Below are 23,730 nucleotides of genomic sequence, written 5' to 3'. Positions count from 1 at the left end.
CGGGCGCGGCCGGTCACGCGGTTTTCCATGCCCGGCGGGTCAGGCCGCGCTCTTTGCGGGTTCGCGCGGCCCGCGCAGCCGCTTCGCCCACTCCACCGGCCGCACCTTTTCGAGCGGCAGGAACGCCGCCATCGCCACCAGGTGCGGCAGGAAGGAGATCGTGATCGTGCTGAACACGACCACGTGGAAGACGTAGAAGCCGCCGATCGCCCAGACCCGCCACCGCTCCTTGAGGAAGAAGATCAGCGGGCTCGCCAGCTCGAACAGCACGATTCCCCACTGTGCCGCGACCAGCAGCCCCGGCACGTCGAGCAGGAGCCGCGCGGCCCACGTCCCCCGGCGCAGGACCGCCCGGGTGAGCGTCGCGCCGGACAGCCAGGCGATCCCGCCGAAGCGGAGTTTCGCCCAGGAGGCGAGGAAGTAGGTCGCGATGACCGCGATCTGCGTGCAGCGCAGGGCCCAGCCGCCCGACTCCGAGCGGGTCGCGTCACCGTGACGGGCGCGGCCGACGGTCGGCAGGACGGCCAGCGCCACGAGGAAGCCGACGCGGTCGTGGTCGACCTTGCCGTAGCTCATCGCGATGATCATCCACTCCAGGTAGAGCAGGAACACCGGCCAGCCGAGCAGCCTCGGCGCGCGGCCCGTCGCGGCGAGCAGCGCCAGGACGATCAGCGCGACGTAGATCCCGTTGATCAGCAGCGGCGTCGGCGTCGGCAGCGGCAGGATCCGGCCGATCGCGAGGGGCTGGTAGAGCGAGCCGGGCACGGAGGCGTGACTGCGGACCCAGTTGGTGAAGACCATCAGGTCGGCGACGACGAAGAGATAACAGAGTGTGCGGAAGGCCGCGACCCGCCCGAGCGGGACCGCCTCGTAGAACCAGCCGCCGACCTTCGCGGCCACGGACCTCACGGACGCCACGTCGCCACCACCTCGTCGACGACGACGCCGGTGACGCTCCCGCCGGACAGTTCGTGATGCTCGACGACGACCTCGATCAGCACCAGCGCGGGCGCGCCCGGGTTGTGCTCGGTGTAGGCGGCGGCGATGGCCGCGACCAGCTCCGGGTCGGCCTTCAGCGCGGCCATCTGGCCCTCCACCTCGGCCCGGCGGACGCCGCTGTTGCGCTCGGTCAGTTCGAAGCGCGCGCCGGTGACGTCGACGGCGTCGACGCGGGCGATGTCGACGGGCTTGTTCGGGTCGTCGGTGGTGGAGAACATGCGGAACGGGGCGAGGGGGAACCAGTCGTCCTGTCCGTACAGGGTGCCCGCCGCCAGGGCGGCCATGCCCGCCAGGGCGACGAGGACACGGACCAGCCGGCCCGTGGGGGAGAGACGCGCGATTGCCACGAGGGAAGGCTAGCGGCTGACCGCATACCGGGTTTGCCGGACGGACCGGGAGACCTCCCCCTTGCGTTTCCGCCGCCGCCGTGCGGGTATTCCATCGGGTATGGCCGACGGAGCCGCACGATTCCTGCCCGCCGCGCGCGACCTCGACGCGTTGCGTGAGGCCGCGGCCGGCTGCCGCGGCTGCGAGCTCCACCGCGACGCCACACAGACCGTCTTCGGTGCCGGACCCGGCAACGCGCGGCTCCTGATCGTCGGCGAGCAGCCCGGCGACAGTGAGGACAAGCGCGGCAGGCCCTTCGTCGGCCCGGCGGGCGGGCTGCTCGACCGGGCACTCCTCGCCGCCGGCATCGACCGCGACGACGTGTGGCTCACCAACGCCGTCAAGCACTTCAAGTTCAAGGTCGCCGCGGACAGCCGCCGGCGCCTGCACGACAAGCCCGACCGCTCCGAGGTCGCCGCGTGCAAGCCGTGGCTGCTCGCCGAGATCGCCGCCGTCGAACCCGAACTCGTCGTCTGCCTCGGCGCCACCGCCGCCCAGGACCTGCTCGGCGGCGACTTCCGCGTCACGAAGCGGCGCGGGGAGATCCTCACCATGGAGAAGCCGAAAGGGCTGCGCGTCATGGCGACGGTGCACCCGTCGGCGGTCCTGCGCACGCCCGGCGACCGGCGTGAGGAGGCCTTCGACGCGCTCGTCGCCGACCTCTCCATCGCCGCGCGGGAGTTGTCGGCGGCCTGACTAACATCAAGCTGACGACGACGACCGGGGTTGAGGAGAGGTGGCGGAGACCAGTGCGCGGCTTCGGCGAGCTTGAGGCGGTGATCATGGAACGGCTGTGGGCCGCCGAGGGGTGGCGTACGGTCCGTGAGGTGCTCACCGAGCTGCTGGAACAGCGCCAGCTCGCCTACACCACGGTCATGACGGTGCTGGACAACCTGCACAAGAAGGGCTGGCTGCGCAAGGAGTCGGCGGGCAAGGCCAACCGCTACACGCCGGTCATGACGAAAGAGGAGTACGGCGCCGCGCAGATGCGCCGCGCCCTGTCCGACAGCGGCGACCCGGCCGTGGCGCTGCTGAAGTTCGTCGGGCAGATGTCGCCGGAGGAGGCCGCCGGACTGCGCGCGGCCCTCGACGCCCACGAAGGGCGCGACGCCCGGTGACCGCCGCGCTGATCCTCATCGCCTACTCGCTGGCGCTGACCACGCTGGCCCCCAGGATCCTGCGCGACCCCGCCCGGCTCGCCCGCGCGCCACGGCTCGGCGTCGCCGTCTGGTACTCCGTGGTCGCCTCGGCCGCGCTCGGTCTCGCCGCCGCCGCCGCGCTGCTCGTCGCCACGCCCGAGCACAGCTGGGAGAAGCTGTGCCACCTCGTGCGACTGTGCGTCGAGGCGCTCCAGGGCGCCCACGACTGGTTCGGCATGATCGCCGCCCTGGCCGCGGTCGCCGGTGCCACGGTCGCGGCCGTCCGCCTCACCATCGCCGCCTACCGCACCGTCGCCGCGTCCGCGCGCGGGCGACTGCGCCAGGCCCGGCTCGTCGGCCGCGCCGGACGCCGCCTGCCCGGCACCGACGCCACGATCGTCGACGACCAGGTCGCCGCCGCCTACCTCGTACCGGGCCGCCACGCCACCATCGTCGTGACGAGCGCCGCTGTCGACGCCCTCAGCGGGCCCGAACTCGCCGCCGTCATCGCCCACGAGCGGGGGCACCACTCCGGCCGGCACCACCTGCTCGTCGACGGGATGCGCGTCCTCACCCGCGCCTTCCCCCGCAGCCGCATGCTGGCCCGCGCGCACGGACAGGTCGCCCTGCTCGTCGAGATCTGCGCCGACGACGCCGCCGCCGTCCGCCACGACCGCCTCGACCTGGCCCGCGCACTCGTCACGATGGCCGAGGCGGCCTCGGCCTCACCCGCCGGAGCGCTCGCCGCCACCGGCGGCGACGCGGCCACCCGCGTCCGGCGGCTGCTGACCCCGCCCCGTCCGCTGCGGCGGGGGACGGCTCTCGTGGCCGCGGCCCTGCTCGGGGTGCTGGTCGTCGCGCCGGTCGTCATGGCGGTGGTCGCGACGGTGTGGCCGGCGCTGATGGACTGCCCGGGGCTGGGGTAGGCGGCCCGGTTCGAGGTCGGGCCCTCACGCGGTCATCTCGGCGTCCTTGCGGGCCCGCTTGGAGGGGCGGCTCGGTTCGGAATCGGGCCCTCACCCCACATTGATCCGGTACCCCCGCTTGATCACCGTCCGCACACACTCCCGCAGCCCCAGCCCATCCCGCAGCCGGTTCACCGCCATCTCCACGGCGTGACCGTCCGACCCGCGCGGCAGCACCGACAGCAGCCGTTCCCGCGACAGCACGCGCCCGCTCGCGGCGGCCAGCTCCCGCAGGACCGCCATCGGCGCGGGGGCCAGCGCGCGCGGCTCCCCGTCGACCAGCACGAGATGACCGCGCACGTCCAGACGCTCCCCTGTGGACAGATGCGCCACGACCGCGCGTTCGGGCAGGGCCGCCGCGACGGTCCGGACGAGCGCGCCCAGGCGGGGCCGATCCGGTTGCACGACGGGAATCCCGAGCCTCTCCAGCGGCGCGGCGGTGACCGGCCCGACGGCCGCGGCGATGACCCCGCCGTCGCGGAGGACCGCCGTGAGGTCCTCGGCCCTGTTCCCGGCGATGCGCAGCAGTGCCTTGGCGGCCGGCGCGCTGGTGAAGGTCACGGCGTCGACACGGCGGCCCCGCACCATGTCCGCGAGCTGCCGGGCGGCGGCGAGGTCGGTCGGGGGAGCGCAGCGGTAGACCGGGACCGTCACACCGGTCCCGCCCGCGGCCTCGATCGCGGGGAGGAGCTCGTTGAGCGGATCACCGTGGATCTGCACGGCGACGCGCTGTCCCGCGAGGTCTTCGCCGCGGAGGCGTTCGGCGATCTCCCAGCCGACCTCGCCCGGCGCCGACCACTCCTCGTCGAGTCCGGCGGCGCGGATCGCGCCGACGGCCTTGGGGCCGCGCGCCCACAGCCGTCCGCCGCCGAGGGCGGCGCGCAGCCGCTCGCCGAGACCCCAGCCCTCGGCGGTCTCCAGCCAGCCTCGGAAGCCGATTCCGGTGGTGGCGACGGTGATGTCGGGCGGGTGGGCGATGAGTTCCTCGGTGGCGGCGCGCAGCTCCCGGTCGTCGGGCAGCGGCACGATCCGCACGGTCGGCGCGGCGACGACCCTGGCGCCGCGCCGGACCAGCATCGCCGTCTGTTCGTCGGCGCGACGCTGCGCGGTGACCGCGACGGTGAAGCCGGTCAGCGGCCCCGTCACGCCGTCTCCGGCAGCAGCTCGACGTAGCCGGCGCGCAGCCGCACCGGATAGGCGCTGACGGCGACCTTCTCGTCGTCCAGGCAGCGTCCACTGTGGAGCGCGAAGACCTGCTTGTGCATGGGCGAGGCGACCGTGGCCACGCCGCCGCGGTCGCCGAGCACCCCGCGCGACAGGACCTGCGCGCCGCTGAAGGGATCGAGGTTGTCGAGGGCGAAGACCCGCCCGTCCGACAGCGGGAACAGCGCCGCCTGCCTGCCGTCGGGCAGCAGGGCGGCGGTGCCGCGTTCGGGGAGCAGGGCCGAGAATTCGCAGATGCGCAGCCAGTTCACGATCTCACCGCCGGGATGCCGAGGAGGACGGGGGAGGTGCGCGACTCGGGCACGGGCTGCCCGCGTTCGCGGATGAAACGGATCGACGGGTCGGGGGTCTCGGGCGCGTTGACGAAGGACGCGAAGCGGGCGAGTTTCACCGGGTCGTCGAGGACCCCGGCCCACTCGTCGGCGTAGCTCTCGACATGCCGCTCCATGGCCGCGTCGAGTTCGGCGCACACGCCGATGGCGTCGTCGACGATGACCTCGCGCAGATAGTCCAGACCGCCGTCGAGGGCCTCGATCCAGGCCGCCGTGCGCTGGAGCCGGTCGGCGGTGCGGACGTAGAACATCAGGAAGCGGTCGATCAGCCGGACCAGCGTCTCGGTGTCCACATCGGACGCGAACAGCCGCGCGTGCCGGGGCGTGAAGCCGCCGTTGCCGCCGAGATAGAGGTTCCAGCCGTTCTCGGTGGCGATCACCCCGAAGTCCTTGCCGCGCGCCTCGGCGCATTCGCGCGCGCAACCCGACACCCCGGCCTTGATCTTGTGCGGTGACCGCAGCCCTCGGTAGCGCAGTTCCAGGTCGACGGCCAGCCGGACCGAATCCTGTACGCCGTAGCGGCACCAGGTCGTGCCGACGCAGGACTTCACCGTCCGCAGCGCCTTCCCATAGGCGTGCCCGGACTCGAAACCGGCGTCGACGAGCCGCCGCCAGATCAGCGGCAGCTGATCGACGCGGGCGCCGAGCAGGTCGATGCGCTGCCCGCCCGTGATCTTGGTGTACAGGTCGAAGTCGCGCGCGACCTCGCCGATCACGATCAGTTTCTCCGGGGTGATCTCCCCGCCGGGAACGCGCGGCACGACCGAGTAACTGCCGTCGCGCTGGAGGTTCGCCAGGAAGTGGTCGTTGGTGTCCTGCAGCGACGCGCGTTCCGCTTCCAGGACATGTCCATTGTGGAGCGACGCCAGGATCGAGGCCGCGACCGGCTTGCACACGTCGCAGCCGCGACCGGTGCCGTGCCCGGCGATCAGCTCGCTGAAGGTCGTGATCCGGCGGACCCGGACGATGTCGAACAACTCGGCCCGCGAGTGCGCGAAGTGCTCGCAGAGCGCCTTCGCCTGCTCGACGCCCGACTCGTCCAGCAGCCGCTTCAGCAGGGGAACGCAGGACCCGCAGGTCGTTCCGGCGCGCGTGCACTTCTTCAGCGCGGTCACATCGTCGTGGCCGTCGGCGATCGCGCCGGTGATCGTGTCCTTGGTGACCGCGTTGCACGAACAGATCTGCGCCGAACCCGGCAGCTCCCGGCCCTCCCCGCCGTCCTTGGCCAGCAGATCCGCCAACCGTCCGGGCACCGGACCGCCGACCGCCGCCCGCAGCACCGGATAGGCGTCGGCATCGCCGACGAGGATCCCGCCGAGCAGCGTCGAGGCGTCGTCGGACAACACCAACCGCGCATAGACCCCTTCGGCCGGGTCGAGATAGTTCGCCTCCAGCGGCCCCTCCCGCACCCCGAACGAGGCGACGTCGACGCCGAGCAGTTTCAGCTTCGTCGCCGTGTCGGCGCCCGGGAAGACCGCCGTGCCGCCGGCGATCCCTTCGGCGGCCACCTCGGCCATCGCGTACCCGGGAGCCACCAGGCCGAAGCAGACGCCCTCCACGGCCGCGCATTCGCCGACCGCCCAGATCGCCGGATCGCTCGTCCGGCAGGAGGCGTCGACGAGCACGCCGCCGCGTTCACCGACGCCGAGCCCGGCCTCGCGGGCCAGCGCGTCGCGCGGGCGGATCCCGGCGGCGAAGACGACGAGGTCGGTGGTGAGCTCACCACCGTCGGAGGTCTTCAGCGACAGCCGGGGACCGGGGATCACCGCCGCCACGGCCGTTCCACAGTGGACGCCGATGCCAAGCCGGGTTATGTGATCGCGCAGAACCGCACCACCGGCGGCGTCGAGCTGCGCGGGCATGAGGTGCGGGGCGAACTCGACGACCTCGGCGTCGAGACCGAGGAGCAGCAGCGCGTTCGCCGCCTCAAGACCGAGCAGCCCACCACCGACGACGACGCCGTGCCGCCTGCCTTCGGCGAAGGCGCGCAGGGCCTCCAGGTCGTCGAGGGTCCGGTAGACGAAGCAGCCCGGCGCGTCGGCGCCCGGGATCGGTGGCACGAACGGAGACGAGCCGGTAGCCAGCACGAGATGGTCGTATTCGTAGGACCCGTGATCACCGTGGACGATCCGGCGGTCCCGGTCGATCCGCCGGGCCGGCTCACCGAGCCGCAGGTCGACACCCGGATCCGGTTCCCCCAGCCGCAGATCCTCGGCGGAGGCGCCGTCGAAGAACGCCGACAACCGCACCCGGTCGTACGCCGGACGCGACTCCTCGGCCAGCACCGTGATCCGCGCCGAAGGGTCCCGGCGGCGAAGCTCCTCGGTGAACCGCCGCCCGACCATGCCGTCACCGCAGACGACGACGCGTTTCGAGGCCGCGCCGGCCCCACCCAGGCCGCTCATGCCGCCACCTCCGTGAGTTCCGGGGCCTTCGCCGTTTCCCGCAGCCACCCGCAGATCGCCGCCACATCACCCGCGCAACCACCACAGCCGGTGGCCGCGAGGGTCGCCCGGGACAGCTCGGCCGGAGTGCGCGATCCTTTGGCGTACGCCCTGACAAGCGTTCCTTTGTGGACGGTGTTGCAGCGGCACACGACGGCGTCGTCGGGTTGCGCGGCCGGTGTCGCCGCGGCGGGCGGTTCACCGAAGGCGCGGCCAAGCAGGAGGCTGCGCCGGTCGGCGGGCACCGGATCGTCGTGGTCGAAGAGCTGCGTGACCTGCCCGGTCGTCGGGTTGTCGCCGAGCAGGACCGCGCCCGCCAGGCGGTCGGCGTCGATGACGAGTCGCACGTACGTGCCGCGCGCGGGGTCGGCGAAGGAGACGACCTCCTCGCCGTCAAGACTCCCCATCGCGGCGAGGTCGATGCCCCCGGCCTTGAGCCGGGTTACCGGGCGGACGCCCCGGTAGACCGCCGGTGTGCCGGTCAGGTTGCGCGCCACGACCTCGGCCTGCTCCCACGCCGGCGCCACGAGGCCGAGGTTTCGGCCCTCGAACTCCGCGCAGTCGCCGATGGCGTAGATGTCGGGATCGCCGGTGGCGCAACGCTCATCGATCACCACGCCCCGGCCGACGGCGAGCCCGGCGGCCTCGGCGAGCGCCGTGCGCGGCCGGACACCGCAGGACACGACGAGCAGGTCGCCGTCGGCGTGGCCGCCGTCGCCGAAGCGCAGCCGGACGCCTTCGGTGGTCTCTTCGACGGCCTTGACGTCCACATTGGTCAGCACCGTGACGCCGAGCCCGGACAGGGTGCGGGCGAGCAGATCCCCGGCGACGGTGTCGAGCTGGCGTTCCATGAGGTGCCCGGCGGCGTGCACGACGGTGACGTCCAGGCCGCGCCCGGCGAGGCCGCGGGCGGCTTCGAGCCCGAGGAGGCCGCCGCCGAGGACGAGCGCGCGACGTCGGCGCGGCACGCCGGGTCCGTCGGTGGCGTCGAGGATGGCGCGGCAGTCGGCGAGCGAACGAAAGACGGTCGCCCTGGGGGAGTGGCGATCCAGGCCCGGAATCGGCGGCAGCGCGGCCTCGGCGCCGGTGGCCAGGACGAGCGCGTCGTAGGCGATCCCGTTGACCCGCTTGGCTTCCCGGTCGATGGTCGTGACGGGTTCGCCGAGCCGGAGTTCGACGTGCGCGGGCGGCGCGGGCAGCCGCAGGTCCTCTTCGGCGTGCGTCCCGGCGAGCAGACCCGGTAGCAGCACGCGGTTGTAGGCGGGTTCGGTCTCGGCGCCCAGGACGGTGACCTGGACACCGTGCCGCCCGAGTTCACGGGCGAGGCGGGCCCCCGCCATGCCGTATCCGGCGATGACGACCTTCATGGTGTCTCCTCGTGGGGTCGGATGCGGACCGCGCAGACCTTGAACTCGGGCATGCGCGATATCGGGTCGAGGGCGTCGTTGACCGCGTTGTTGGCGCCCGGCCAGTGGAAGGGCGCGAAGACGGTGTCGGCGCGCATCGTGTCGTCGAGTCGCGCGGGTGCGGTGAACTGGCCGCGCCGGCTGGTGACCAGGACCGGTGCGCCGTCGGTGATCCCGTGGCGGGCGGCGGTGTCGGGGTGGAGCTGGAGGAAGGGTTCGCCGGGCAGGGAACTGCGGCGGGTCTGGGCGCCGGACTGGTACTGGGTGAGGACACGTCCGGTGGTCAGGTAGAGCGGATATTCGCCGTCGCGTGGTTCGGCCGGTCCGTGGTGTTCGACGGGGATGAAGCGCGCTTTGCCGTCGGGGGTGTGGAAGCGGCCGTCGGTGAACAGGCGCGGGGTGCCGTCGTGATCGGTGTCGGGGCATGGCCAGTGCAGGCGCCGCCCGGCGTCGAGGCGCTCGTAGGTGATGCCGTGGTAGTCGGCCGTGCCGCCTCGGCTGGCCCGCCGCAGCTCCTCGAAGACCCTGCCGGGCAGGGGATCGAAGCCTTCGGTGAGGCCGAGCCGGGTGGCGAGTCCGGACAGGACTTCCAGGTCGGAGCGCACGCCCACCGGCGGGGGGCGGAGGGCGCGGCGGCGGATGACCTTGCCTTCGAGATCGGTCATCGTGCCCTCTTCCTCGGCCCACTGCGTGACGGGCAGGACGACATCGGCGAACCGCGCGGTCTCCGAGGGCAGGAAGTCGCACACGACCAGCAGGTCCAATGCGGACAGTCGTTCGTGGACGCCGAGGGAGCGTGGCGCCGAGACGGCGGGATTGGATCCGAAGACCAGCAGGGCCTTGATCTCGTCGCCGAGCATGCCGAGCAGCTCCACCGCCGAGGGACCCGGTCCGGGCAGCGTCGCCGGGTCGACGCCCCATACTCCCGCGACGTGTTCGCGCGCGACGGGGTCGTCGATGCGGCGGTAGCCCGGCAGCTGGTCGGCCTTCTGCCCGTGTTCGCGGCCGCCCTGCCCGTTGCCCTGCCCGGTGAGCGTGCCGAAGCCGCTCGACTCGCGGCCGGGCAGGCCGAGCGCGAGCGCGAGGTTGATCCACGCGCTGACCGTGTCGACGCCTTTGGCGTGCTGTTCGGCGCCCCGGGCGGTGAGGATGACGCGCCGCCCGCCGGCGAGGAGGTCGGCGGCCCGGTAGAGATCGGCTGCCGCGACGCCGGTGATGCGCTCGACGCGCGCGGGCCAGTAGCCGGCGACCGTCGCGGCGAGTTCGGCGAAACCGGTGGTGCGGCCGTCGATGTAGGCGCGGTCGAGGTGGCCGCGTTCGGCGGCGATGTGCAGGATCCCGTTGGCCAGGGCCAGATCCGTGCCGGGTGCGGTCCGCAGGTGCAGGTGCGCCTGGCGGGCGGTGGCGGTCGCGCGCGGGTCGACGACGATGAGCCGCTTCCCGGCGAGGTGGCGCATGAAGGGCGGCATCGTCTCGGCCGGGTTCGCCCCGGCCAGCAGGACCGTGTCGGCCTCGGCGAGATCGCTTGCGGGAAAGGGCATCCCGCGATCGACGCCGAAGGCGCGCAGACCCGCCGCGGCGGCCGAGGACATGCAGAAGCGGCCGTTGTAGTCGATGTTCGGGGTGCGCAGGGCGACCCGCGCGAACTTGCCGAGCAGGTAGGCCTTCTCGTTGGTCAGGCCCCCGCCGCCGAAGACGGCGACGGCACCCGGTCCGTACTCCGCCTGCAACGCACGGATCCTGCCGGCGACCAGGTCGAGCGCGGCGGTCCAGCCGGTGGGCCGCCCGCCGACCAGCGGTGTCGTGATCCGGTCGGGGTGGGCGAGTAGTTCGGGCGACGTCCAGCCCTTCTGGCACAGGCCGCCGCCGCGAGGCGCGACGGTGACGGTGTCGTCGCGTTCGCGGGTGAGGGTCATCCCGCATTGGAGCGCGCAGTACGGGCAGTGGGTGTCCACCGCCCGTACCGTTCGCTCGTCCGCATCCATGTGCATCACGGTCGGCCCCGGGCGTTTCGATCACGCGGCCCGCATGTTTCGGGCCGGAAAAGTCGCCCGCACACGCCCCGGCCGCAGCGCGAAGGTCTACACCGCCGGGGCGCCGGGTTTGCGCTGGTAGCTCCACCAGGTCAGGGCGAGGCAGGCGGCGTAGGCGGCGAGGAAGACCCACAGCGCGGTGTCGATCGAGCCGGTGGCGGCCAGGGAGGAGCCGAAACCGCGTGGGATGAGGAAGCCGCCGAGGGCGCCGATCGCCGACGCGAAGCCGATCACCGCCGCCGCCCGGGCGCGCGCCCGGGCCAGCGCGGCCTCCGTCGGCGCCGACCCGGCCTCGGCCCGGAACACCGCGGGGATCATGCGGAAGGTCGAGCCGTTCCCCGCGCCGCTGAACACGAACAGCAGCAGGAACGCGCCGAAGAACAGGGGGAAGGAGCCCGCCGCCAGACCGAACATCGCCGCGAGCGTCCCCAGACCCATCGCCGCGAAGGAGAAGGACGTGACACGGGCGCCGCCGAGACGGTCCGACAGCCACCCGCCGACGGGCCGCGAGGCCGAGCCGACGAGCGGGCCGAGCGCGGCGAGCCACGTCGCCGCCATGTCGGGGAACTCGGCCCTGATGACCAGCGGGAAGGCCGCCGAGTAGCCGATGAAGGAGCCGAACGTGCCGATGTAGAGCGCGGCGATGATCCAGGCGTGTCGGCTGCGGAGAGCCTGGACCTGCTGCCGCAGTGGGGTTCTGGCCGTCGAGAGGTTGTCCATGAAGGCCCACGCGCAGATCGTCGCCGCCACGACCGGGACGACCCACAGGAGTGGCGCGTTGTGCAGCCACAAGCCCTCGCCCTGCGCCGCCCCGAGTACGCCGACGCCGATCACGGCGGGCACGGCGAACTGCACGACCGCGACCCCGACGTTGCCGCCGGCGGCGTTGAGCCCGAGCGCCAGTCCCTTGGCGCGTTCGGGGAAGAAGTAGGAGATCGAGGCCATCGAGGAGGCGAAGTTCCCGCCGCCGAGGCCCGCGGTCACGGCGGCGGCCAGGAAGACCCAGTAGGGCGTGCCCGGCGTCGCGATCGCGTAGGTGAGCAGCCCGAGCGGCACCAGCAGGAGGACGCTGGAGACGACCGTCCACTGTCGACCGCCGAAGCGCGCGACGGCCGTCGTATAGGGGATCCGCATCAGCCCGCCGACCAGGTTCGGGATGGCCACCAGCCAGAACAGCTGGTCGACGGTGAAGGCGAAACCCGCGGCGGGCAGGCTCACCGCGACCGCCGACATCAGCAGCCACACCGAGAACGCGAGATGTTCCGAGAAGATCGAGAACACGAGGTTGCGCACGGCGACGCGACGCCCGTGCTCGCGCCAGAAGGACGGGTCGTCGGGGCGCCAGTCGGTGATCCAGCGGCGTCGGCTCGGTGCGGTGCGAAGAGTCGTCGTCATGCCCCGACGGTGGGGGCGCGGGATTGCCGGGGCGTTCGGCGCTCGTGCCCGCCCGGTGACAAAGGGATCACGGGGCGGGTGCGCCCCCGTGAGGCCTACTCGCCGACGCGACCGTCGACCCGCTCGCGCAACAGGTCGGCGTGGCCGATGTGCCGCGCGTACTCGTCGATCAGGTGGACGAGGACCTCCCGCAGTGCGATCGGTGTCTCGCCGCCCTTGCTCATGGTCCCCATGTCCTCGACCCCGGCCGTGAAGCGCTCGGCGTGGCCGAGCTCGGTACGCCACTGCTCCCAGGCCCTGGCCACGACGGCCTCGTCGGCCACCGCCCCCTCGAACGCGTCGTCGCCGGGACGCACCGCCCCGATCTCCTCACCGGCGAGGACACGCCGAAACCAGTGCCGCTCGGCATCCGCGAGGTGCCGCAGCAACCCCAGCAGGGACAACGACGACGGCGGCACCGCCCGTCGCGCGAGCCCCTCGGCGTCGAGACCGGAGCACTTCATCTCGAAGGTCAGGCGACGGTCGCGCAGGGAACCGAGCAGCGTCGCGCGCTCACCCTCCCAGCCGCCGTGCTCGCGGGGGTCCTGGTCGGCGGGCAGGAACATCAGGAACTCGTCCGTGTCGGGCATGTGCGGGAGCCTGGCAGAGGGGTGCGACAGGATGGAGTGGGCAGGGGGGATCTGCGATCGTTCGGTCCTACGTGGACACTCCGGACGGGCGGCATCGTGAAGGAACGCATCGAGGTGGACCTCGACGGGGTGAGGATCTCGTGCGCCGTCGGCGGGACCCAGGGCGCGCCGTTCCCCGCCGGGCGGACGCGACAAGCGACTGGAACAGGATCGTGGCGGCGCTTCACCGTCTGGAGGCGGCGGGGATCATTCCCGTCACGCGGTTGCGCGTCTTGAACACCGGACACTTCGTCCACCGTGACCAGCCATCCGAATATCTCGCCGAACTCCGAAGCTTCTTCGACGGCCACCCGATGGACGGCTGAGACGCGGCCACACCGCCGCCCCGAGTGTGAGCACCGGCTTCGGCGCTCGACGGTCAAGCGGGCTTCGGGCACCGACGCCGCGCCCCTACCCCCCGAACACCCGCCGCAACGCCCCCGCCGCCGCGTCCATGTCCTCGGCCGGCACTCCCGCGAAGACCTTCGCGTGTGCGGCCGTGTTCGCCAGCACGGCGCGTTCGGCCAGTGCGACGCCCTCCGCGGTCAGCTCGATCCATGTGCTGCGGGCGTCGGCGGGGTCGGCGATGCGGCGGACGAGGCCCTGCGATTCGAGCTGGTTCACCGCGTTGCTCGTGCCGCCGGTGGACAGGAGCAGCGAGCGCGCGAGTTCGTTGGGCTTGAGCCGGTGGGGTTTCCCCGCCCGCCGGAGCCCGACGACGATGTCGAACCCGGCGATGGTCAGCCCCAGCGACGGCAGCAGTTCACGTGTGGCGCGTTCGAGGCGGGCGCCGAGGATCATGATCCGTTTGCTCAGCTCGGAGGCCGGGCCGAGGGCTTCGGGCAGCTCGCTGCGCCAGGTCGCGATGAGGGCGTCGACGGGATCCACGCTTGCAGTCTAGATAGCTTTCCTGATACCTTTCTCGAAAGCTTTCCCCTGAAGGAGTTTGTCTTGCGCACCCTCATCCGCAACGGCACCGTCATCGACACCGACCCCGTCGCCGTCCACCCCGCCACCGACGTCCTCATCGACGGTGACCGCATCGCCGCCGTCGGCCGCGCCCTCCCCACCGGCGACGCCCACGTCATCGACGCCACCGGCCGCTACGTCCTCCCCGGCCTCGTCGACACCCACCGCCACACCTGGCAGACCGCCCTGCGCGGCATCGCCGCCGACCACGACCTCGGCGCCTACCTCACCCGCGTCCTAGGCGACATCGGCGGCCGCGTCAGCCCCGCCGACATCGCCGTCGGCACCCTCGCCGGGGCCCTCGAAGCCCTCGACGCCGGCGTCACCACCCTCCAGGACTTCTCCCACGCCCTCCGCACCCCCGAACACGCCGACGCCGCCGTCGGCGCCCTCCGCTCGGCGGGCGTCCGCGCGCTCTTCGGCTACGGCAACCCCGTGTTCGGTGGCGGCGACCTCACCGACGCCCGCCGCGTCCACGCCAGCACCGGCGGCCTGCTCACCATGGCCCTCGCCCCGCACGGCCCGTCCTACTCGCCGATCGAGACCGTCGCCGCCGACTGGGCGCTCGCCCGCGACCTCGACGTCCCGCTCGTCGTCCACGTCGGCTCCGGCCCGGTCGCCGAACGCCCGGTGGAGACCCTCCGCGCGCACGGCCTGCTGCGCCCCGGCACGGTCTACGTCCACGGCAACTCCCTGCCCGACGCCGAACTGAAGCTGATCGCCGACTCCGGCGGCACCGCCTCGGTCGCGCCCGCCGTCGAGGCCCGCATGGGCCACGGCGCCCCCGTCCTCGCGCGCTTCCGGGGCGCCGGAGTGCCGACGGGCCTGGGCGTCGACGTCGTCACGACCGTCGCCGGGGACATGTTCACGCTCATGCGCGCCGCCATGCTCAGCCTCGACGCGTCCGGCGGCCCGCGCCTGTCGACCGCCGACGCGCTGCGCATGGCCACCATCGAGGGGGCGGCCGTGCTCGGCATGGCCGACCGCGTCGGCTCGCTGGCCGCCGGGAAACAGGCCGACGTGATCCTCCTGCGCGCCGACGACCCGAACCTGCTCGGCGCCGCCGATCCGGTCGCGGCCGTGGTCACCTCGGCGCACCCGGGCAACGTCGAGACCGTCCTGGTCGCCGGGCGTGTCGTGAAGCGCGACGGCCGGCTCCTCGACGTCGACCGCTCCCGCCTCGCCGGTGAGCTGCGGGAGTCGACGCGACGGCTGGCGGAATACCCGGGCTCGACCGGAGCCGCCACCCCCGTGTGACGCCCGCAACGTTTGATCCACGCACCTGAGTCCAAAGTCTAGACTCTGCACCGTGGATGACAAGATGGCCGAAGTCCTCGGGATCGTCGGCGACCGGTGGGCGCTGCTCATCGTGCGCGAGGTCGCGGTCGGGCTGCGTCGCTTCGACGAACTGCAGACGACGATCGGCGCGCCCCGCCAGGTGCTGTCGAACCGCCTCCAGCGCCTGACCGCGGCGGGTCTGCTCGACACCCGCCCGTACCAGGTGCCGGGCCGCCGCTCGCGCAACGAGTACGTCCTCACCGACGCCGGGATCGACCTGCTCCCCGTCCTGTCGGCGCTGTCCGACTGGGGCGAACACCACCTCGCCGAGGGCGCGATGCCCGAGATCGTCTACCGGCACAGCCGGTGCGGCGGCCGGGTCACCGCGAAGCTCCACTGCGAGTGCGGCGAGGAGGCCGACCCGCACGAGCGGGTCATCGCCGAGGTCCGCCGCTGACGCCGTCGGCATCCACGTAGTCCTCTTACCGAAGGAGCGCATGTGTCTCTCACCATGACCACCGACGCGGCTTTCGCCGACGACGTGCTCGCGGAATCCCTTCCCGTGCTGGTCGAGTTCACCGCCGAATGGTGCCCGCCCTGCCACCGGCTCAAGCCGGTGCTGGAGCAGATCGCCGAGAGCGAGAAGTCCCGGATGCGGGTGGTGGCCCTCGACGTCGACACCGATCCCCAGACGGCGATGAAGTACCAGGTCCTCGGCATGCCGACGCTGGCCCTGTTCGTGGGCGGCGAGATCGTCGCCCGCTTCACCGGCGCCCGCCCGCGCGCGGCGATCATGCGCGAGCTGGAGCCGCACCTGGGCGCGTCGGCGGGAGTCGCGCGTTGAGGCTCCACGTGATCGTGGCCAGCACGCGGCCGACGCGCTCGGCCGACCGCGTCGCGCCCTGGGTGGCGAGGCGCGCGAGCGAGCACGCCGACTTCGACGTCGAGGTGCTCGATCTGCGCGACTGGCCGCTGCCGTTCTTCCAGGAGCACTTCGGCAGCCTCGGCGACCCGGCCGATCCGTCCTATTCGGACCCGGCGGTGAAACGCTGGGTCGGCAAGATCGCCGAGGCCGACGCCTACCTCGTGGTCACCCCGGAGTACAACCGCAGCGTCCCGGCGACGTTGAAGAACGCCTTCGACAGCGTCTTCGCGTCCTCGGCCTTCCGGAACAAGCCGATCGCGGCGGTCGGGTACAGCACCGGCGTCGCGGGCGGGTCGCGCGCGGTGGAGCACCTGGCGCAGATCGCGATCGCGGCGGAGATGGCGCCGCTTCGGTCGTCGGTGGTGATCCCGTCGGTGCTCACCGCCTTCACCGACGGCGAGCCGCGCGAGCCGATGGCCGAGGCGAGCCTCACGGTGCTGCTCGACGACCTGGCGTGGTGGTCGTCGACGCTGAAACGTGCCCGTGACGAGGGCGAACTGCCCTTGGCCGTCATGCGGGTACAGGCCGCTCTGGCCGCGAACTGACGCCGAGAGCCGCCCGGGTCGACCGGGCGGCTCAAGGTCGGCTCAAGGCCTCCGCTTCGCGTCGGCGCTAACTTCGCGTCATGCAACTGCGCACCCAGGACGGTCCGTGGAGCGACGAGGCCGACGAGTTCGGCATCGAATGCGTGCTCGCCGACGGGTTCCGGCACGACTCGGCCTGCGAATCCGGATGTCCCGACGATCACCTGCTCGACCGCTACGTCATCCTCGCCCGCGAGCGCGGGCACTTCGTCCAGGCGGCGCTGGTCACCGCCGATCCGGCGCGGTTCACCGTCGAGTACCGGGCCGGGGGCGGGACGCCGATGGTGCTTCACCGGATCACCGAACCCATCGGGTACCACCAGGTGCGCGAACTGCTGGAGGCGTACCTCCACGAGGCGCCGGACTGGAACGCGCGGTACGCGTGGGAGCCGGTTTAGGCCCCGCGGCCGCGGTCCCTTCCGGCGAACAGCGCCACCAGGCCTCCGGCGGCCGCGACGATCGACGCGACCACGAGGCTGTGGGCGAAGCCGGACATGAAGGCGGCGTGGCTGCCGTCGGTGATCGCGTCGATCAGCCCCGGCGGCGTCCCCTCCTGGACGGGTGCGACGCCCTGCGCGACGTAGCTCTTGGCGGTCTCGAACCCGGCCGCGACCTCGGCCGGGACCCCGGCGGCGGTGAGTTCGCCGGTCAGAGTGTCGCCGACGCGGTTGGCCAGCAGGACGCCGAGCACGCTCGTGCCGAGCACGCCGCCGATCTGGGCCGCGGTCTGCTGCAGGCCACCGGCGATACCGGCCAGCCGCGCGGGGACGTTGTCGAGGATGACCTCGGTCGTCGAGACCATGAGCAGCCCGAAGCCGACCCCGAGCAGCGCCAGCCACGGCCACATCCGCGAGTAAGGGGTGTCGACCTCGAAGCGTGCGATCGAGAACAGCGCCCCGGCCATGGCGAGCATGCCGCCGACGAGCGCGGGCCGCGTACCGAAACGCTGGGTCAGCGCGCCCGCGGCGGGTGAGGCGACGAGCATCGCGCCGGTCATCGGCAGGACGCGCACACCGGCGTCGAGGGGGCTCATGCCGTGGACGTTCTGCAGGAACAGCATCAGGAAGAACATGCCGCCGAACATGGCGAAGTAGGCGCCGATCCGCAGCAGCATGCCCATCGACAGCGGGAAGGAACGGAACAGGGCCAGCGGCAGCAGCGGTTCACGCGCCCTGGTCTCCCGCAGGACGAACAGCGCTCCGAGGACGATGGTCGCGCCGAAGGACACCAGCGGAGTGGCCTCGCCGAAGCCGTTGTCCTGCGCCTTGATCAGGCCCCAGACCAGGCCGAACATGGCCGCGACCAGCAGTGCGACGCCCACGACGTCGAAGGAGCGGCCGGCCTGGTCGTCCTTCGACTCGCGGATGACGCGGGCGCCGAGGACGAGGCCGACGAGGGCCACCGGCGCGTTGATGAAGAAGACCGACTCCCAGCCGGCGCTCTCGACGAGCAGGCCGCCGATGACGGGCCCGCTGGCGATGGACAGGCCGACGACCGCGCTGAACAGGCCGATCGCCATCTTGAGGCGTTCGGCCGGAAAGGTGCTGCGGATGATCGCCAGCGAGGCCGGTTGCAGCATGGCCCCGCCGAGGCCCTGCAGGACGCGCCAGGCGATGAGCTGGCCGATCGAGCCGGACAGGCCGACGCCGATCGAGGCGACGGTGAAGACGAGCAGGCCGATCATGAAGATCCGCTTGCGCCCGAAACGGTCGGCGAGCCGCCCCGCCGGGATCAGTGACACGGCGAGGGCGAGCAGGTAGCCGTTGGTGACCCACTGGAGCGCGGCGAGGTCGGCGTGCAGGTCGGCGGCGATGTCGGGGTTGGCGATCGTGACGACGGTGGTGTCGAGACCGACGACCATCATCGCGGTCGCCACGGCGAGCAGGGTCAGCCACGGATGGCCGTGGCCGGGGCGCCGGCGTGCGGGCGACGCGGGCGCCCTGTCGAGTACAGCGGTGGTCATGGCGGGCCTTTCGGTGGGGTGGGTCGGGACTGGCTCGCACAAACTGTCAGAGACTGACAGTTGTCGTCAACTGTCAAACGTCATTGTGTGTCAGTAGTCACCGGCTGCCGTTAAAGCCGCCCCCGGCGATAGACTCCGCTCATGACGACGACGGGCACGGAGGCGCGCGGACTGCGGGAGCGCAAGAAGCACCGCACCCGCGAGGCGCTCATCGACGCCGCCTACGAGCTCTTCGCCGGGCAGGGTTACGAGGCCACGACGATCGACCAGATCGCCGAGGCCGTCGAGGTGTCGCCGCGAACCTTCTTCAGGTACTTCGGCTCCAAGGAGGACGTCGCGCTGCACTTGCAGGACAGCGTCTGGAACGAGGTTCTCGCCGCCTACGCCGACCAGCCCCGCAAGTACCCGCTGCTGGTCGCGACGCGCCGGGCCGTCGCCGACGTCCTCGCCCGCATCGAGGACGGCTCACTTGGCATCGACCTCGACCGCCTGACCTGCATGCACGAGGTGATCCACGAGAACGAGAAACTCGGCGGCGCCGCCCGCCAGCGCGAACTGCGGCAGTCGGAGACCTTCCTGCGCGTCACCGCCGAACGCCTCGGCGCCGACCCCGCCGTCGACCCGCGCCCGGCGATCGTGACGGGGCTGGTCGTCGCGGCGATCCAGCTCGCAATGCACTCGCCGGTCCTGCTGGCGCAGGGGGTGCCGCTGCTGGAGCGGATCGACCGGTGCCTGGCATACCTGGAGGAAGGCGTGAACTACCCGGGGGTCGAGGGGGGCTGAGCGGCGGGCGGGTTCACGGGGTGCGGCTCGGACCTCCCCGGACGATCACCTCGGACAGATCGGTTACCGCGCCCTGTCGAGCAGCGGGGTCCATGCGGCTCTGACATCTCGTGGCAGGACCAGGGCGTCCCGCAGGTCTCGCAGGACGAGATCGTCCGCCATCGCCACCTGGTATCCGATCGGATACTTCCGGTGGTGGTCGTCGCGTCGGTGCCTCCGAGCGCTCCGCCTAGGCTCCGTCTGTGACTGAACATCTGGAAGAGATCGGCGTCGGTCCCTGGCGTGGGGAGTGGCCGACCGACGAGCGCTACGACCCCGAACTCCTCGCCCACGGCGACCGCCGCAACGTCGGCGACCAGTACCGCTACTGGACCGCGAGGCCATCGTCGCCGACCTCGACACCAGGCGCTTCGCCTACCACGTCGCCATCGAGAAGTCGCGGAACGGAGATCCTGGAAACCGTCGGCCGGGTACGACCACGCGGTTGATGGGCCATCCGGATTGGTTCAGCCTTCAGTCGCGTCGAGTTCCCGCGCCCAGTCGCTGAAGTACGTGCGGAGTTCGGTTGGGCTGATTCCGTCGACCGGGAGTTCCGCATCGGTGAACCTGTCGAGGGTTCGCATCATCGACGCGAGAACGTGCCGGTCGAATCCATTGTCGATCTCGGCGGCACGGGCGAGCAGGATTTCGCGCCCGAAGCGCTCTGCGAGTTGGTGAACGTCGGTGAAGTCGCGGGCCTCGGCTCGGTCGAACAGGGCGATCGTCTTGCGTCCGGCGAGTTCCTCCGGAGCGAAACTCGGGCCGAGGTCGGTGCTGATCGTGGCATGAGCGGGGGCGACGTCGATGGCGAGATCCACGAGGAGGATTTCTTCCATGCCCGCCACCTTGAGACGGCAGAAGGTTTCGGCGTCCTGGATTCGGTCGACCTGCCATCCGCGTGAGGCGGCCGCGTGTTCGACGGCGTCCCTGGCGGCGGGAACGGAGGCGGTCCCTGGCGCGGAGAAGAAGTCGAGATCGTGGGTTGGTCGCTTCGTCAGTTTCTGAGCGACCAGCGCCGCGCCGCCGGCGAGAAGAAATCCGGAGCTCTCGGGCAGCGCGAAGAACATGCGCAGTGTTTCGATTTGGAGCGGAGTGAGCACGGACATCGATCTACCGCACGTGCCTGGTGAGCAGGGGGGTCCAAGCGGTACGGACGTCGCGGGGCAACACCAGCTCGTCCCAGAGATCCGCCAGCAGGGCGCCGTCGACGTACGTGACGATGTCGACCGGGGTTCCCTCACGCAGGACGATCTCATAGACGCGTGCGCGCTGACGGCGGTCGGCCAACTCGAAGACCCGGGCGGGCTCCGACCAGTTCAGGTGCAGAGGGAGGACGACCGTCGCGAATGCTTCACGTACTTCCAGGCGCGGCAGGTGATCGGGGACGTGGATGACGTGGCCTCGCGCGGTCGCGGTCACGGTGAATTCGAGTCGGGGACGAAGGGTCAGCTCGAAACCGGCGGCCTCGATGATCCGTTCTGCGGTGGCGAGCGTCGGTGACTTCTGCCCGTGCTCATATGCCGAGAGTGTCGGGCGTGAAGTGCCCGAGAGTGTGGCGAGCGCGGTCTGGCTGAGACCGGCGGCGTTTCGGGCGCGCAAGACGAGATCTGTCGACATCACGACCTCCAGATGTATCCGATCGGATACTACCATGCGAGGTGTCTTGACGCTCGGCTGAACGAACGGCACTGACGTGGCGGGAATCGCTTCCCTCGAAGTCCTACGCTGGAGATCCTGGAACCCGCTCCAGTACGCCGTTCGCGCCGGGCCGTCAGACCCAGGGATCGCCAGGCATCCCCGGGTAGCAGTTGCTGCATCGCCGCTCGGCTTTCAGTCCACGGTCGCCCTCGGTGGCCACGAGCGGCGTCGTTGTCGTGATGGAGTTCCACATCTCCTTGGTGGCGTCGGGAACCCAGCCCCACTTGGGCTTCTGCTCGCCCGGCCTGGTCCAGGAGAGATGGCCGCACTGTGGCACGTGGGCGAGTCCGGACTCGCTGATCATGATCTTCCCGATCGTGTCCATCGGTCGATAGTGCTCAGTCGGCGCAACTCGGTCGGTCGTGGTCGGCTCGGGGACTCCCACAGGACCGTCTTGGCCCCTGCTTCCTCATTCGGTGAGACTTTCGAAGTCGACCGCCGAGATCAGCGACGCTAGATCCGGGTTGGTGGTGAGGTCGAGCGGCAGCAGTTCCTTGACCACGCCCTTTGTGCGGTAGGTGAGTTCACTACCCGCGTCGTTCGTGATCATCACGGAGTCGGCTCGCCCCCAGTCGATCCCTTCGAGCTTCGCCCGCTCGAAGCGCACGGTGAGTACGACCTCGGGATGCTGGTTCCCATAGGAGTCGAGAGGGGATAGACGGACGGCGGCGATGCGGGCGGAGCGCACGCTCGGCGCGACGGCGAAGCACTCCTTGACCGTGACCAGCGCGTACCCACAGAGCATCTCCATGTAGAGCTCGGCGAGTTCGCGTTTGGTGATCTTCTTCAAGGTCAGGTTGCCGCTGGGCGTCAGGTCGGGTTTGCGCTCGGGTATGGCATCGCTTGACGGCACGATCACGATGAGAGAGACCTCATCGCCGTCCAGACCGACGGCCGCCGCCGCGGCCTGGTTGTCCCCGAACGCGGCGCCGAGAGTTTCGAGCACGACGTCGGGGTCGTTCGCGATGAGAGCCTCCCACCAGGAGTCAAGATCGCTCTGAAGTACGGCGGCCTCCGCCCGGGCCTTGTCCTCCATGGACACGATCTCCTCCTCCGCACGGAGATCGGCCCCGGCCACCGCCTCCCGCCGCTTGGACCGGGCGAAGATGCCGATGCCTTTCGTCGCCTCGGCGCGATGCCGGGCGATGACGGCCTTGCGGTCCACGGGAATCGGCTCGGGTGCTGTGGGCGGGGCGGCCTCTGGGAACTCCTCCCGGTGGAGCTCGAAGATGCCGACGAGGATCTCCGCCAGTCGGCGCGCTTCGATCTCCTTCACGCTGGCGGCGCTTCCGTAGGAACCCAACGCGCGATTCACGGACGCGGTCCCTCGCCCACCGCTGAGGGTCGTGGAGTAGGTGACCGGTCCGAAGCCCGACGAGATCGCGGTGCGGCCGCCGCCGATGTGCAACCGTGCTCCTCGCGGGCCGAGACTGGTCCGCACGCCGCGGCTGGAGACCCGAACCCGGACGCCGGGCGAGAGTTTGATCGAGAACCCCATGGTGGTGCCCCTTCGGAGACGTGCCTTGGAGCCTATGGTCGTCATCGAGTGCCGGAAATCCGCCGGAAAGATGAGTTCATTGATCTTCGCCCGGTTGGTGACCATGGATTCGAAGGGCTTCGGCCGGTCGGTGAACTCCCGGCATACCCTCATCCCCGTGACCTCCCAAGACGACCGCCCCGACCCCTACCTCGAAGAGATCGGCGTCGGCCCCTGGCCGGGCGAGCACCCCGCCGACGAGCGCTACGACCCCGAACTCCTCGCCCACGGCGACCGCCGCAACGTCGGCGACCAGTACCGCTACTGGACCCGCGAGGCCATCGTCGCCGACCTCGACACCAAGCGCTTCGCCTACCACGTCGCCATCGAGAACTGGCAGCACGACTTCAACATCGGCACCGTCGTCCGTAACGCCAACGCCTTCCTGGCCTCGGCCGTCCACATCGTCGGGCGGCGGCGCTGGAACCGGCGGGGCGCCATGGTCACCGACCGGTACCAGCACGTCGTGCACCACGCCACCATCGAGGAGTTCTGCGCCTGGGCGGCGGGGGAGGGGCTCGCCGTCGTCGGCATCGACAACCTGCCGGGGTCGGTGCCCCTGGAGACCACGCCCCTGCCCGAGGCGTGCGTCCTCCTCTTCGGCCAGGAGGGGCCGGGGCTGTCCCCGCCGGCGCGGGAGGCGGCCGCGCTGGTCTGCTCCATCGCCCAGTACGGCTCGACGCGCTCCATCAACGCGGGCGTCGCCAGCGGCATCGCGATGCACGCCTGGGTCCGCCAGCACGTCTGGGGCTGACGTCTTGCCGACAGTTCAGGCGTCGATCCACTTCGGATGATGCGACTGTCCGTACCCCGGCGGAAACCTCCGGTAGCGTGACTCTTGGCTGTGACCAGGGATGTCTACGGTGCTTGGAGGCGCACAGAGGGGTTATCCTGGATCCGGCCATAAGGGATACGACGGACGTCGACAGCCCTTAGCCGCACAAGCGGTAAGAGTTTCAACA

General features: G+C 71.4%; 25 protein-coding genes and 1 pseudogene. 11 read left to right on the top strand and 15 right to left on the bottom strand.

What is annotated here, in order from left to right:
* Positions 1–39: 39 nt before the first annotated feature.
* A complete protein-coding gene (locus tag HNR73_RS05030) occupies positions 40–918 on the bottom strand; it encodes an HTTM domain-containing protein (protein ID WP_239122026.1) in 879 nt (292 codons plus the stop codon).
* Positions 906–1,346, bottom strand: coding sequence for a hypothetical protein (locus HNR73_RS05025; RefSeq protein WP_239122025.1), 441 nt, complete (start codon positions 1,344–1,346; stop codon positions 906–908). Before HNR73_RS05025 ends, HNR73_RS05030 begins: the two co-directional genes overlap by 13 nt.
* 100 nt (positions 1,347–1,446) lie before the next feature.
* Between HNR73_RS05025 and HNR73_RS05020 the strand changes: the two genes are divergently transcribed.
* From HNR73_RS05020 to HNR73_RS05010, 3 genes are read left to right on the top strand one after another with little or no spacing between them, the layout of a single operon-like run.
* On the top strand, positions 1,447–2,082 hold the full coding sequence (locus HNR73_RS05020) for a UdgX family uracil-DNA binding protein (RefSeq protein WP_184786071.1): 636 nt from the start codon (positions 1,447–1,449) through the stop codon (positions 2,080–2,082).
* Positions 2,083–2,135: 53 nt separating this feature from the next.
* Positions 2,136–2,504 carry a BlaI/MecI/CopY family transcriptional regulator gene (locus tag HNR73_RS05015; protein WP_184786070.1) on the top strand — a complete coding sequence of 123 codons (369 nt, stop codon included), beginning with the start codon at positions 2,136–2,138 and terminating at the stop codon, positions 2,502–2,504.
* Entirely contained in the window at positions 2,501–3,451 is a 951-nt protein-coding gene (locus tag HNR73_RS05010) for a M56 family metallopeptidase (RefSeq protein ID WP_184786069.1), read from the top strand. Before HNR73_RS05015 ends, HNR73_RS05010 begins: the two co-directional genes overlap by 4 nt.
* Positions 3,452–3,541: 90 nt before the next feature.
* Here the strand turns inward: HNR73_RS05010 and HNR73_RS05005 are convergent, their stop codons facing one another.
* From HNR73_RS05005 to HNR73_RS04970, 8 genes are all read right to left on the bottom strand, one after another.
* Positions 3,542–4,636, bottom strand: coding sequence for a uroporphyrinogen-III synthase (locus HNR73_RS05005; RefSeq protein ID WP_184786068.1), 1,095 nt, complete (start codon positions 4,634–4,636; stop codon positions 3,542–3,544).
* Complete coding sequence (gene nirD / locus HNR73_RS05000; RefSeq protein WP_239122024.1) at positions 4,633–4,965, bottom strand: nitrite reductase small subunit NirD; 333 nt, start codon at positions 4,963–4,965, stop codon at positions 4,633–4,635. The genes HNR73_RS05005 and nirD overlap by 4 nt, the downstream gene beginning before the upstream one ends.
* A complete protein-coding gene (gene nirB / locus HNR73_RS04995) occupies positions 4,962–7,451 on the bottom strand; it encodes a nitrite reductase large subunit NirB (RefSeq protein WP_184786067.1) in 2,490 nt (829 codons plus the stop codon). Before nirB ends, nirD begins: the two co-directional genes overlap by 4 nt.
* Positions 7,448–8,857, bottom strand: a complete 1,410-nt coding sequence (locus HNR73_RS04990; protein WP_184786066.1) for an FAD-dependent oxidoreductase — start codon at positions 8,855–8,857, stop codon at positions 7,448–7,450. The genes nirB and HNR73_RS04990 overlap by 4 nt, the downstream gene beginning before the upstream one ends.
* Positions 8,854–10,881 (bottom strand): molybdopterin oxidoreductase family protein, encoded by a 2,028-nt coding sequence (locus HNR73_RS04985; protein WP_184786065.1) that lies wholly within the window; start codon positions 10,879–10,881, stop codon positions 8,854–8,856. The genes HNR73_RS04990 and HNR73_RS04985 overlap by 4 nt, the downstream gene beginning before the upstream one ends.
* Before the next feature lie 96 nt (positions 10,882–10,977).
* Entirely contained in the window at positions 10,978–12,324 is a 1,347-nt protein-coding gene (locus HNR73_RS04980; protein WP_184786064.1) for an MFS transporter, read from the bottom strand.
* Positions 12,325–12,419: 95 nt separating this feature from the next.
* Positions 12,420–12,953, bottom strand: a complete 534-nt coding sequence (locus HNR73_RS04975; protein ID WP_203685950.1) for a mycothiol transferase — start codon at positions 12,951–12,953, stop codon at positions 12,420–12,422.
* A gap of 450 nt (positions 12,954–13,403) precedes the next feature.
* Entirely contained in the window at positions 13,404–13,880 is a 477-nt protein-coding gene (locus tag HNR73_RS04970; RefSeq protein WP_203685948.1) for a MarR family winged helix-turn-helix transcriptional regulator, read from the bottom strand.
* Between the two features lie 63 nt (positions 13,881–13,943).
* Between HNR73_RS04970 and HNR73_RS04965 the strand changes: the two genes are divergently transcribed.
* The 5 genes from HNR73_RS04965 (at position 13,944) to HNR73_RS04945 (ending at position 17,146) form a co-directional block, all read left to right on the top strand.
* Positions 13,944–15,218, top strand: a complete 1,275-nt coding sequence (locus HNR73_RS04965; RefSeq protein ID WP_203685946.1) for an amidohydrolase family protein — start codon at positions 13,944–13,946, stop codon at positions 15,216–15,218.
* Between the two features lie 52 nt (positions 15,219–15,270).
* The gene (locus tag HNR73_RS04960; protein WP_184786062.1) at positions 15,271–15,696 is read left to right on the top strand and encodes a winged helix-turn-helix transcriptional regulator; all 426 of its coding nucleotides are present in this window, start codon (positions 15,271–15,273) and stop codon (positions 15,694–15,696) included.
* Between the two features lie 42 nt (positions 15,697–15,738).
* Positions 15,739–16,083 (top strand): thioredoxin family protein, encoded by a 345-nt coding sequence (locus HNR73_RS04955; RefSeq protein ID WP_221330718.1) that lies wholly within the window; start codon positions 15,739–15,741, stop codon positions 16,081–16,083.
* Positions 16,080–16,709 carry an NADPH-dependent FMN reductase gene (locus HNR73_RS04950; RefSeq protein WP_184786061.1) on the top strand — a complete coding sequence of 210 codons (630 nt, stop codon included), beginning with the start codon at positions 16,080–16,082 and terminating at the stop codon, positions 16,707–16,709. The genes HNR73_RS04955 and HNR73_RS04950 overlap by 4 nt, the downstream gene beginning before the upstream one ends.
* 80 nt (positions 16,710–16,789) lie before the next feature.
* Positions 16,790–17,146, top strand: a complete 357-nt coding sequence (locus HNR73_RS04945; RefSeq protein ID WP_184786060.1) for a hypothetical protein — start codon at positions 16,790–16,792, stop codon at positions 17,144–17,146.
* Here HNR73_RS04945 and HNR73_RS04940 read toward each other — a convergent pair.
* A complete protein-coding gene (locus HNR73_RS04940; RefSeq protein WP_184786059.1) occupies positions 17,143–18,711 on the bottom strand; it encodes an MFS transporter in 1,569 nt (522 codons plus the stop codon). The genes HNR73_RS04945 and HNR73_RS04940 overlap by 4 nt on opposite strands.
* A 141-nt stretch (positions 18,712–18,852) precedes the next feature.
* On the opposite strand from HNR73_RS04940, the gene HNR73_RS39485 reads away from it, so the two are divergent.
* Positions 18,853–19,494, top strand: coding sequence for a TetR/AcrR family transcriptional regulator (locus HNR73_RS39485; RefSeq protein ID WP_184786058.1), 642 nt, complete (start codon positions 18,853–18,855; stop codon positions 19,492–19,494).
* Between the two features lie 242 nt (positions 19,495–19,736).
* Positions 19,737–19,927 (top strand): annotated as a pseudogene (locus HNR73_RS04930) (rRNA methyltransferase); the annotation flags it as partial.
* A gap of 73 nt (positions 19,928–20,000) precedes the next feature.
* Here the strand turns inward: HNR73_RS04930 and HNR73_RS04925 are convergent.
* The 4 genes from HNR73_RS04925 to HNR73_RS04910 all read right to left on the bottom strand — a co-directional run bounded on the left by HNR73_RS04925 (position 20,001) and on the right by HNR73_RS04910 (position 22,729).
* Positions 20,001–20,639 (bottom strand): nucleotidyl transferase AbiEii/AbiGii toxin family protein, encoded by a 639-nt coding sequence (locus HNR73_RS04925; protein WP_184786057.1) that lies wholly within the window; start codon positions 20,637–20,639, stop codon positions 20,001–20,003.
* A gap of 4 nt (positions 20,640–20,643) precedes the next feature.
* The gene (locus tag HNR73_RS04920; RefSeq protein WP_221330717.1) at positions 20,644–21,150 is read right to left on the bottom strand and encodes a helix-turn-helix transcriptional regulator; all 507 of its coding nucleotides are present in this window, start codon (positions 21,148–21,150) and stop codon (positions 20,644–20,646) included.
* Between the two features lie 154 nt (positions 21,151–21,304).
* Positions 21,305–21,556 (bottom strand): hypothetical protein, encoded by a 252-nt coding sequence (locus tag HNR73_RS04915; protein WP_184786056.1) that lies wholly within the window; start codon positions 21,554–21,556, stop codon positions 21,305–21,307.
* A gap of 84 nt (positions 21,557–21,640) precedes the next feature.
* Complete coding sequence (locus tag HNR73_RS04910; protein ID WP_184786055.1) at positions 21,641–22,729, bottom strand: DUF4236 domain-containing protein; 1,089 nt, start codon at positions 22,727–22,729, stop codon at positions 21,641–21,643.
* Positions 22,730–22,886: 157 nt separating this feature from the next.
* Here HNR73_RS04910 and HNR73_RS04905 point away from each other — a divergent pair, with 157 nt between their 5' ends.
* On the top strand, positions 22,887–23,522 hold the full coding sequence (locus tag HNR73_RS04905; protein WP_239122023.1) for a TrmH family RNA methyltransferase: 636 nt from the start codon (positions 22,887–22,889) through the stop codon (positions 23,520–23,522).
* Positions 23,523–23,730 lie beyond the last annotated feature (208 nt).

Source organism: Phytomonospora endophytica (genome assembly GCF_014202425.1).
GTDB classification, from domain to species: Bacteria; Actinomycetota; Actinomycetes; order Mycobacteriales; family Micromonosporaceae; genus Phytomonospora; species Phytomonospora endophytica.
The sequence above is the reverse complement of the archived record's forward strand: the minus strand, read 5'-3'. Positions and strand labels throughout refer to the sequence as shown.